The organism is Sutcliffiella rhizosphaerae, from assembly GCF_917563925.1.
GTDB lineage: Bacteria > Bacillota > Bacilli > Bacillales > Bacillaceae_I > Sutcliffiella_A > Sutcliffiella_A rhizosphaerae.
In genome coordinates this window covers 25,786-34,486 of sequence record NZ_CAKJTJ010000035.1, presented here as the reverse complement: position 1 = coordinate 34,486, position 8,701 = coordinate 25,786, and the positions used below count along the sequence as shown (strand labels likewise).

General features: G+C 32.9%; 7 protein-coding genes and 1 pseudogene. 7 read left to right on the top strand and 1 reads right to left on the bottom strand.

What is annotated here, in order from left to right:
• The coding region (locus LRP81_RS19575; protein WP_230504286.1) for a serine/threonine-protein kinase at positions 1–968 on the bottom strand (968 nt) is incomplete at its 3' end.
• Between the two features lie 180 nt (positions 969–1,148).
• On the opposite strand from LRP81_RS19575, the pseudogene LRP81_RS19570 reads away from it, so the two are divergent.
• From LRP81_RS19570 to LRP81_RS19540, 7 genes and pseudogenes are all read left to right on the top strand, one after another.
• A pseudogene (locus LRP81_RS19570) lies at positions 1,149–1,541 on the top strand (class I SAM-dependent methyltransferase); the annotation flags it as partial.
• Between the two features lie 185 nt (positions 1,542–1,726).
• Positions 1,727–1,972: a hypothetical protein gene (locus tag LRP81_RS19565; RefSeq protein WP_230504283.1), complete on the top strand. Its 246-nt coding sequence runs from the start codon at positions 1,727–1,729 to the stop codon at positions 1,970–1,972.
• 477 nt (positions 1,973–2,449) lie between these two features.
• Complete coding sequence (locus tag LRP81_RS19560) at positions 2,450–2,887, top strand: hypothetical protein (RefSeq protein WP_230504281.1); 438 nt, start codon at positions 2,450–2,452, stop codon at positions 2,885–2,887.
• 618 nt (positions 2,888–3,505) lie between these two features.
• On the top strand, positions 3,506–6,580 hold the full coding sequence (gene ileS, locus LRP81_RS19555; RefSeq protein ID WP_230504279.1) for an isoleucine--tRNA ligase: 3,075 nt from the start codon (positions 3,506–3,508) through the stop codon (positions 6,578–6,580).
• A 334-nt stretch (positions 6,581–6,914) separates the two neighbouring features.
• Positions 6,915–7,295 carry a hypothetical protein gene (locus LRP81_RS19550; protein WP_230504292.1) on the top strand — a complete coding sequence of 127 codons (381 nt, stop codon included), beginning with the start codon at positions 6,915–6,917 and terminating at the stop codon, positions 7,293–7,295.
• A gap of 91 nt (positions 7,296–7,386) precedes the next feature.
• Positions 7,387–7,623, top strand: coding sequence for a DUF3977 family protein (locus LRP81_RS19545; protein ID WP_230504277.1), 237 nt, complete (start codon positions 7,387–7,389; stop codon positions 7,621–7,623).
• A gap of 124 nt (positions 7,624–7,747) precedes the next feature.
• Positions 7,748–8,281, top strand: coding sequence for a GNAT family N-acetyltransferase (locus tag LRP81_RS19540; RefSeq protein WP_230504275.1), 534 nt, complete (start codon positions 7,748–7,750; stop codon positions 8,279–8,281).
• The last annotated feature ends 420 nt before the right edge of the window (positions 8,282–8,701 follow it).

Here is an 8,701-nt window from a genome sequence, read left to right as displayed (position 1 = left end):
GAATATATAAGTGAAGGAGCATTGAAAATTGCACCATCTAAATTATCTAATTCTGATAATGTTCTTGAGTCGTTATTTTGGGGAAGAACCAAAAATTCAAGAGAATTAGGTTTATGATTATAAGTAAAGTCTTTACCCTTTTTTCTTTTAATCAATCCATCTAAAATATTTATAATTTCCTTAAAAGAATACTTTCTTTGAAACGGTTCTTTTAAGAGCAAGGTTTCAATTAGCTGAGATAGTTCAAGAGGAATATTTTTAACCTTATTAATAACAGGTATTGGTTGTTCGTTCATTATTTTATACATAGCCTCAAGCTGATTTGTCATTTGGAGAGGTTTTTCATTAGTGAGAAGTTCGTAAAAGATAGCAGCTATTGAATAAAAATCTGCCCGATAGTCAATGTCTTTGGCTGATTTTAATTGTTCTGGAGGCATATAAGCGAAAGTTCCCATACCTTGTCCAGTTGTGGTTAATGTACTTGCATCTATTAATTTTGAGATTCCAAAGTCAAGGATTTTAACGTTATATTCTATTTCATCAATTAGTATAATATTAGCTGGCTTTAAATCTCTGTGTAAAACACCAGCGTTATGAATATCATTAATTGCCTTAAACACATTGAATATTATTTTCGCTGCAATATGTACTGCTAAGGAACCTGATTTTTTTATGAAGTTTTCTAAGTTTTCTCCCTCAATGAATTCCATTACAATATAGCGATACTTTTCTGCTCCATCTTCATATAATCCATCATCAATGTACTTGACCGTTCCATTACCTGAAACTTTTTTTAGTATATTTATCTCTCGTTCAATTCTACGTTGATCATCTTTTTCTAAAATCATTATATTTTCTCTGATTAATTTAAGAGCAAAAGTATTATTATCTTTTTCTACTAGATATGTAGTACCGAAAGCTCCTGACCCAAGTGTCTTTAAAACTTTATATTTATTAATGCTATTCATCGAACCTCCCCCTTTGGAGTTATTTTACCATATTTCTGTTAAAATTTATCTCTATATTCATTATTTTCTAAAAAGTGTATTTGTATCGTTGGTATGAATTCTGTCTTATGTAGTTCCTAGGCTGTACAGCTAAAGCACGACTTACCAAAGAACCCAGCAAATAACACATTCCCATATGGCAGCTCTCTTACACTTCATTATCAACAGGATTGGACTTACACGTTTCAAGAATTCAACCGCATTCTAAAAGCAGACGGAACCTTTTTATTTTCGGTTCATCATCCATTTATGAACTATACAAGACACAATTGCGAGGATTACTTTAAAACCCAATTCTTTTCAGAAACCTGGAACAAACCTAATATTACTATTGATGTAAGCTTTTACAGAAGACCAATGCAAAGCATCGTAAATGAAACCACTCAATTTTTCAATCTCGATAAGCTGATTGAACCCCAACCGCAAGAAAAGATGAAAGAAGTGAAAGAAAAATCTTATCACTATCTCATGACCAGCCCTCACTTCCTTATAGTAAAAGCTATGTCAAAAAAGCTATGGAAATCTAGCGATTGAGTTGAGCTTCTTGCCTTCCACAAACGAGCGCGATCCTGGAACAAGGATCAGCGCTCTTTTAATTTTGGCCAATGGAATTTCATATTGTAGGAATTATCAGGTTATGAAATAATTGGAATTAAGCAAACGAGCAGTTTAGTTCAAGAAATAAAAATTGAAGCTATAAGGCTGATTAGCAACCAGCCGTGATAAAAGTGATTATTGAAGTGGACGGGTATTTGAATCAAGTCCTTTTAACAGGAAGAAAATGTTCCAAGAAGGAATTAAAACAAAAATATCTTCAGGCAAAGGCTTTAACGACTCATATTAAAGACCTTGCTAACGTATTCTCGCGTCTTCATAACTTTGAACAAATCCCTTATGACAGTGAAATTCAAATTGATTTTGTAATTGATACTGATACGGATAGAATTTATTCACCTTCTTATTAAACTAAAGGGCAGGATTGTTTAATAATAGTGAACTACACTGTGGAATCTTTCTGGAATAAATATGGATATTGATAAAAAGTATATATTACGAAAGAGGAATTACATTGGTTACTAGCTTAATTGTTTTTGGAATTATAATAATGATTATAGGGATTATAACACCTATTGGTTCGGGAACAACTATTTTAGTTTCTTTAATTTTATTTGTGATGGTAATAGTGCTATTGATTAAAAAAAGAAAGGTTGCAATTACTTGATTAAGCAATCTAGGAGCTTTTCTGTAATAAGTTATTAATTGAAAATCTTCAACTATCGGGCGCACTTATAGAATTATGCGTCTTTTTAATCAGTAAATTTATTAGAGCAAGGCAGGATACTGTGACGAGATAGCTGAAGTTATACTGAAAGATATACTACTAAAAGCGAATGTATCACAAGAATAACAATTTGTAATTTGTATTTGAGAGGGGGATTTTATTGAAGGTTAAGTACTTATTACATTTTGTTCTCTTATTAACCTTATTTATTTTTCATTTATTTCCTAGTAATTCATTAGCAACTTCTTGGGCTTACCCATTTGTTGTATGGAATGGTTACATTTATGAAGTTAGTGATGAGTATGTAAATATGGTAGAAAGTGAAATTGGGCATGTTACTAGGTATTCGGATATGGAAAGTTATTCTGGCAACTTTTCGAATGCGTATAAGAAAGGTACGAAATACTATTCTATTCAAGAAATTAGTACAGACGAAGCAATAGCAGTAGAAGTAAAAGATGGCAAATACAAAAAAGCAATAATACGAGGAGAATATGCGGGAGGAAGATTTGATTACCTTAGTTTAATGATAAAAATATTGGTTATATTAGGTGTAGCTTTTGCAATGTTTTTTGTAATAAAGAGAATAAAAAAATAACTTCTATATCGTTTGCTATTCCAGAAAAGGGCGCAATCCTGGAACAAGGGATTTGCGCTCATTTTTCATTTTAGGGCCAGATTATGGAGTAACTCTTATATTGCGTAGTAGACTCATACTGTGCAGCAAAGATTAAATTTTTTAGAGGGTATTACAAAAGAGCAAGATTTTTCAATACACTTATTTGGTAAAGTTAAATATTCTGATAAGATATTAGCTATTAAAGTAATGAATATAATTCATAATAATGTAGTAATCATAGGGATAATTTGACTTTTTATTTTCCAATGGTTAAGATAAGTGATAAATAAATATTTAATTCAATGACGAGAAAGAGTAGTTATGTATATCTTATCTACAGAGAGTTGACAAATTGCTGAAAGTCAACGTTAAGACCATAATGAAAATCCTCTCCGAGAAGCAAAGTTGAAGGACATATTAAACTTTGACGGCATTCTACCGATACCAAGGACACGTATGATAGTACGTAGTGTAATTAATTCAAAAAACCACTACTATGGTTTTTTTATTTTTTAGGAAGATTATATATTTATATATAAACTCGATTCTACGTATGTAGAGTCGAGTTTTTTTTATTAAAATGAGGTGATAATGTTAATGGAATCCAATGTTGAAAGGGAACTAAGACTTCGTAATAAGTGGGATAAGGAAGGAACATTTCAACGCTCTATAACTAACCGAGAAGGAAGAGAGACATTTGTTTTTTATGAGGGGCCACCAACAGCTAATGGTTTACCCCATGCAGGTCATGCTCTTGGGAGAACAATCAAGGATTTTGTAGCAAGGTATAAAACAATGTCGGGTTATCAAGTTTTAAGAAAAGCTGGTTGGGATACTCATGGTTTACCTGTGGAATTAGAAGTAGAAAAACAATTAAATATTCGTGGTAAAGACCAAATCGAAGAATACGGAATTGAAAATTTCGTTCAAAAATGTAAAGAAAGTGTTTTTGCATATGAAAATGAGTGGAAACAATTCACCGAAGCACTTGGTTATTGGGTTGATATGGAAGATCCGTATATCACTTTAAATAACGAATATATTGAATCTGTCTGGAATATCCTATCAACAATTCATGATAAAGGCTATTTATATAAAGGACATCGAGTTGTTCCTTATTGCCCTCATTGCGAGATTTCTCTTAGTTCACATGAGGTTGCACAGGGTTACAAAGATGTAACAGATTTATCTGTTACAGCAAAATTCCGACTAAAAGGAACTGAAAATGAATACCTCTTAGGATGGACTACTACACCTTGGACTTTGCCATCTAATGTAGCCGTTGCGGTTAATCCTAACATGAATTATGTACGAGTAAAACAAGACTCAGAAATATTCATACTTGCTGAATCCTTGGCTCCAAAAGTTATGAAGGAAAAATTTGAAACAGTTGATGTGATAAAAGGTCAAGATTTAATTGGCCGTTCTTATGAACCGCCTTTTAATTACGTCACTCTTTCCAATGGTTATAAAGTTCTTGGAGCAGATTTTGTAACAGAAACAAGTGGAACAGGAATTGTACATTTAGCACCTGCCCATGGTGAAGATGATTACAAAGCTATCCAAGATAATCATTTTGATTTCATTAATGTTGTAGACACGAAAGGTCGTTATAAGGACTATATAACTCCACTTGCAGGGCAATTTGTAAAAGACTGTGACGTAGATATAATAAAAATGCTATCAAAACAAAACCTTTTATTTGATAAACAAAAATATGAACACAGCTACCCACACTGTTGGAGGTGTGACAGTCCCCTACTCTATTATGCAATGGAGGGGTGGTTCATTAAGACTACTGCTGTAAAAGAAGAAATGCAACTCAACAATCAAGGAGTTCAATGGTTCCCGCACCATATGAGGGATGGAAGATTTGGAAAATTTTTGGAAAACATGGTTGACTGGAATATTGGCAGAAATAGATATTGGGGAACACCACTTAATGTATGGGTTTGTAAAGAATGTGGCGAAGAAAAAGCTCCAAAATCAATCAAAGAATTAAGAAAACTCTCAGTAGAAGAATTGCCAGAAGACATAGAGTTGCATAAACCATATGTAGATAAAGTTCATTTAACTTGTAGTTGCGGTAGTAAGATGGAAAGAACGAGTGAAGTTATTGATGTATGGTTTGATAGTGGTTCGATGCCATTTGCTCAATACCATTATCCGTTTGAAAATAAAGAAACATTTAAGAAGCAATTTCCTGCTGATGTTGTAATTGAAGGCGTAGACCAAACAAGAGGTTGGTTTTACAGTTTATTAGCCGTTTCTACTTTGTTTACAAGACAGTCACCCTATAAGCGTGTCCTTTCTTTAGGACATATTTTAGACGAAAATGGGCAAAAAATGTCAAAGAGTAAGGGGAATGCTTTAAACCCAACTGAGCTAATAAATGAGTTTGGTGCTGATTCACTCAGATGGGCATTGTTAGCTGACAGTTCCCCATGGAATAATAAACGTTTTTCTAAAAAAACTGTCAGTCAGGCAAAATCTAAAGTTATTGATACACTTTTAAACGTTTATTCATTTTACTCTATGTATGCAGAAATTGACCAATTTAATCCTGATAGTGACTTAGGTGGAACTCAGACTACTCTGGATAAATGGATTCTTTCTCGCCTTAATTCTGTAACTATGGAAGTTACCCAAAGTTTAGACGGATATGATATTACAAGAGGAGCCAGATCAATTTCAACATTTATTGATGAACTCAGTAATTGGTATGTAAGACGATCGAGACAACGTTTTTGGAGCAGTGGTATGACTGATGATAAAAGGTCAGCGTTTAGCACCTTGTATGAGGTCTTAAAGAAGCTGTCACAGCTCATGGCTCCTTATACTCCCTATGCCACAGAAGACATTTTCACAAACTTAGTGAAAGATAGCGTACATTTATCTGACTATCCTCAACCAGATGAAACGCTTATTGATGAACAATTAGAAAAAGATATGGATGCAGTATTACAGATAATAGAACTAACAAGATCCCTTAGAAATACTGTAGGAATAAAAACCAAACAACCATTAGCTCAATTAATCGTCATTCCGAAAGAAGAAAACAATCTATCTCCATTGGAAAAGTATTCGTCTATTATAAAAGATGAAATGAACATTAAGGAAGTTGAATTTAGGGGGAATTACCAAGATTTATTAGTGGTTGAACTAAAATTGAATTTTGCTGTAGTCGGGCCAAAGGTAGGCAAATCAGTGGGTGAAGTTAAAAATAAAGTAGAAAAATTAGACGATACAGAAAAGGAAATATTCCTTCAAGAAACAGCAATCCAATTACCTTTAAATTCAGGTGAAACTGTTACTCTTACAATGGATGACGTACTTATTGATAAAAAAGGCAAGGATGGTTTTGAATTATTGGAAGGTAGTAATTTCCTGACACTATTAGATACCAAGTTGACACAAGAGCTAAAAGAAGAAGGATTAGTAAGAGAATTTGTTCGTGCTGTTCAAACACATAGAAAGGAATTAGATCTTCCAGTTGATTTACGAGTAGATCTTTATGTTGAGACTGACTCATGGCTTCAAGCAGTCTTGATAAGATTTGATGAATTAGTCCAAAAAAATCTCATTATAAATTCGATTAGGTTTGAAAGTAAGCCAGATATGAAAATTTTTATAGTAGAAGGACACGAAATTAATTTATATATTAAGCCATAAGAAAAGAAAGTAGATTCGACAGTAAAAAGTTGAATCTACTTCTTTTCTAGACACTTTAATATTTCATCAAACACTATCGTTTTAATCTGTATCTTTTGCTGCACAGAACAAGGATACTGTTCAATAGATAAATGATCTTCAGCAATCGGGCGCAATTCTGTAACAAGGGTTAGCGTTCGTTTTTATATTGGCCAAAGAAAAATCTTATTGTTGGAATTATTAGATTATGAAATAATTGGAATTAAGCAAACGGCAGTTTAGTGAAAGTACAGTTCAATTTTTTTTATGAGGAAATCTGGTAATAGTGAAGTGAACCAATGAGGGGTTGAAGAAAATGCCTTTAAAAAGTAGGTTAATAACTAGCATAATGGTTTTTGTTGTATTAATTTCGGTTGGTTATTATTTACATCTTTACAAACCTAAAAATTCAGTAGACCTATATCAATCGATGTCTTTTGCAGAAGATTTTGAAGAGGCACAAAGTTTAATGTTGGAAGGATACGAGGCTAATTTTAAGGAAGAAGATTTTGAATATATCAATGGAACGAGTACACCCGCAAACAGTATAAGTCAATTTACCTTGTTTGAATATGATGAAAAATCTTATCTGATTATGACTTCACCAGGTACACAAGGTATCCGAAAGTTAAAAGTACTTGCAGTTGAAGAGTTACCAACAGAAATAAGGGATTACTTTCTTAGATTATCACAATAATATTTGGATACGTAAGATTTTTTCTTGTTCCACTAACGGGCAGGATAGTGGGATAACTAAGTTCTGGAAATAATAGAAAGAGGTCAAGTTTTTGAAGTATATTGAGTTTGGTATAGGAAGTAGTTGGTTAATTAGGACGGAAACAGAATTAGATGAGGGTACAGAGTTTGAGGAAAAAGGGATAGTAGGTCCAATAGAGTTGCAGTCTTTATACATAAGAATTTGGATAGGAAGCACTGTTTTGTTAATAGATTCAAAAGAGGGGTTTAAGCGAATGAAGAAAAAACGTAAAGAATTAAAATTAATTCTGGGCATGGTGAGTAAATAAGTTTCGTTCTAGATAAGGAGGCAAGGTAATTACAAAAGTAATTTTGATGTCGAGTCTTCAAGAAACTGGAGCAAGAGTTTAATAAAGATGACATAATAATATATATCAATCGAGGAGATTTAACATGGTTTTTCTTTCAAATGAAATAATATCACTAAGAGAATTTACGGAAGATGATTGGATTGATGTTCACAAGTACGCATCACAATATATTGTGTGTAAATATCAACCTTGGGGACCTAATACAGAAGAGGACTCAAAGGTTTTTGTTAATCAGGTAATCAGAGATGCAAGCAGTGCAGAGAGAACCAGGTTTGCCCTTGCGGTAACATATAATGAAAAGATGATAGGATCTGGGGAAATTAATATTAGAGACTTCACTAATAAAGTTGGAGAAGTTGGATATATTGTCAATCCTGAATATTGGGGAAAAGGTATTGCAACGGATATTGCTAAACTACTAATTAATTTTGGATTTAGAAAACTTAATCTTCATCGCATATATGCAACCTGTGACCCTAGAAATGTAGGCTCAGCAAAAGTATTGGAAAAAGTGGGAATGATAAAGGAAGGTAGAATTCGTGAGGATTTATTAATAAAAGATGGTTGGCGGGATTCTTTATTATATAGTGTTCTAGAACAAGAATGGGAGAAATAAACTATCAATATTTCCTTAAGGATATATTCATTTAAGATGATATATTCTTTATATATCTTGAATTCAAGTCTTCCGCAATCGGGCGCGATCGTGGAGCAACGCAGGTAGAAAATAATCAAACTTTATTATAAAAACGAACCATAAATTTGCTCGATTAGAATCCATTTGGATTCTTTTTATTTATCGTAAAGTGCTGGCTTGTGAGGTATTTTTAATCAAACTTTATTTCAAAGCAACAACCTCTTTAGATATTATCTAAAGGGGTGTTTTTATGTTGAAATGAAAAAGAACATCTGAGATTGAACGGTGAATTAAACAAGGTGTTGGAGTAGATGATAAACCTTGGTTAATGGTCAGTAAACTCGTTTAATGGGAATAACGAAAAACAGAGATGTTGCCAGCGAAAAATCTGGGTGTAAA

Bases quoted from the DNA above. Each gene is read 5' to 3' on its own strand.
- ileS (WP_230504279.1), top strand. From the start codon at position 3,506: ATGGAATCCAATGTTGAAAGGGAACTAAGACTTCGTAATAAGTGGGAT.
- LRP81_RS19550 (WP_230504292.1), top strand. From the start codon at position 6,915: ATGCCTTTAAAAAGTAGGTTAATAACTAGCATAATGGTTTTTGTTGTA.
- LRP81_RS19540 (WP_230504275.1), top strand. From the start codon at position 7,748: ATGGTTTTTCTTTCAAATGAAATAATATCACTAAGAGAATTTACGGAA.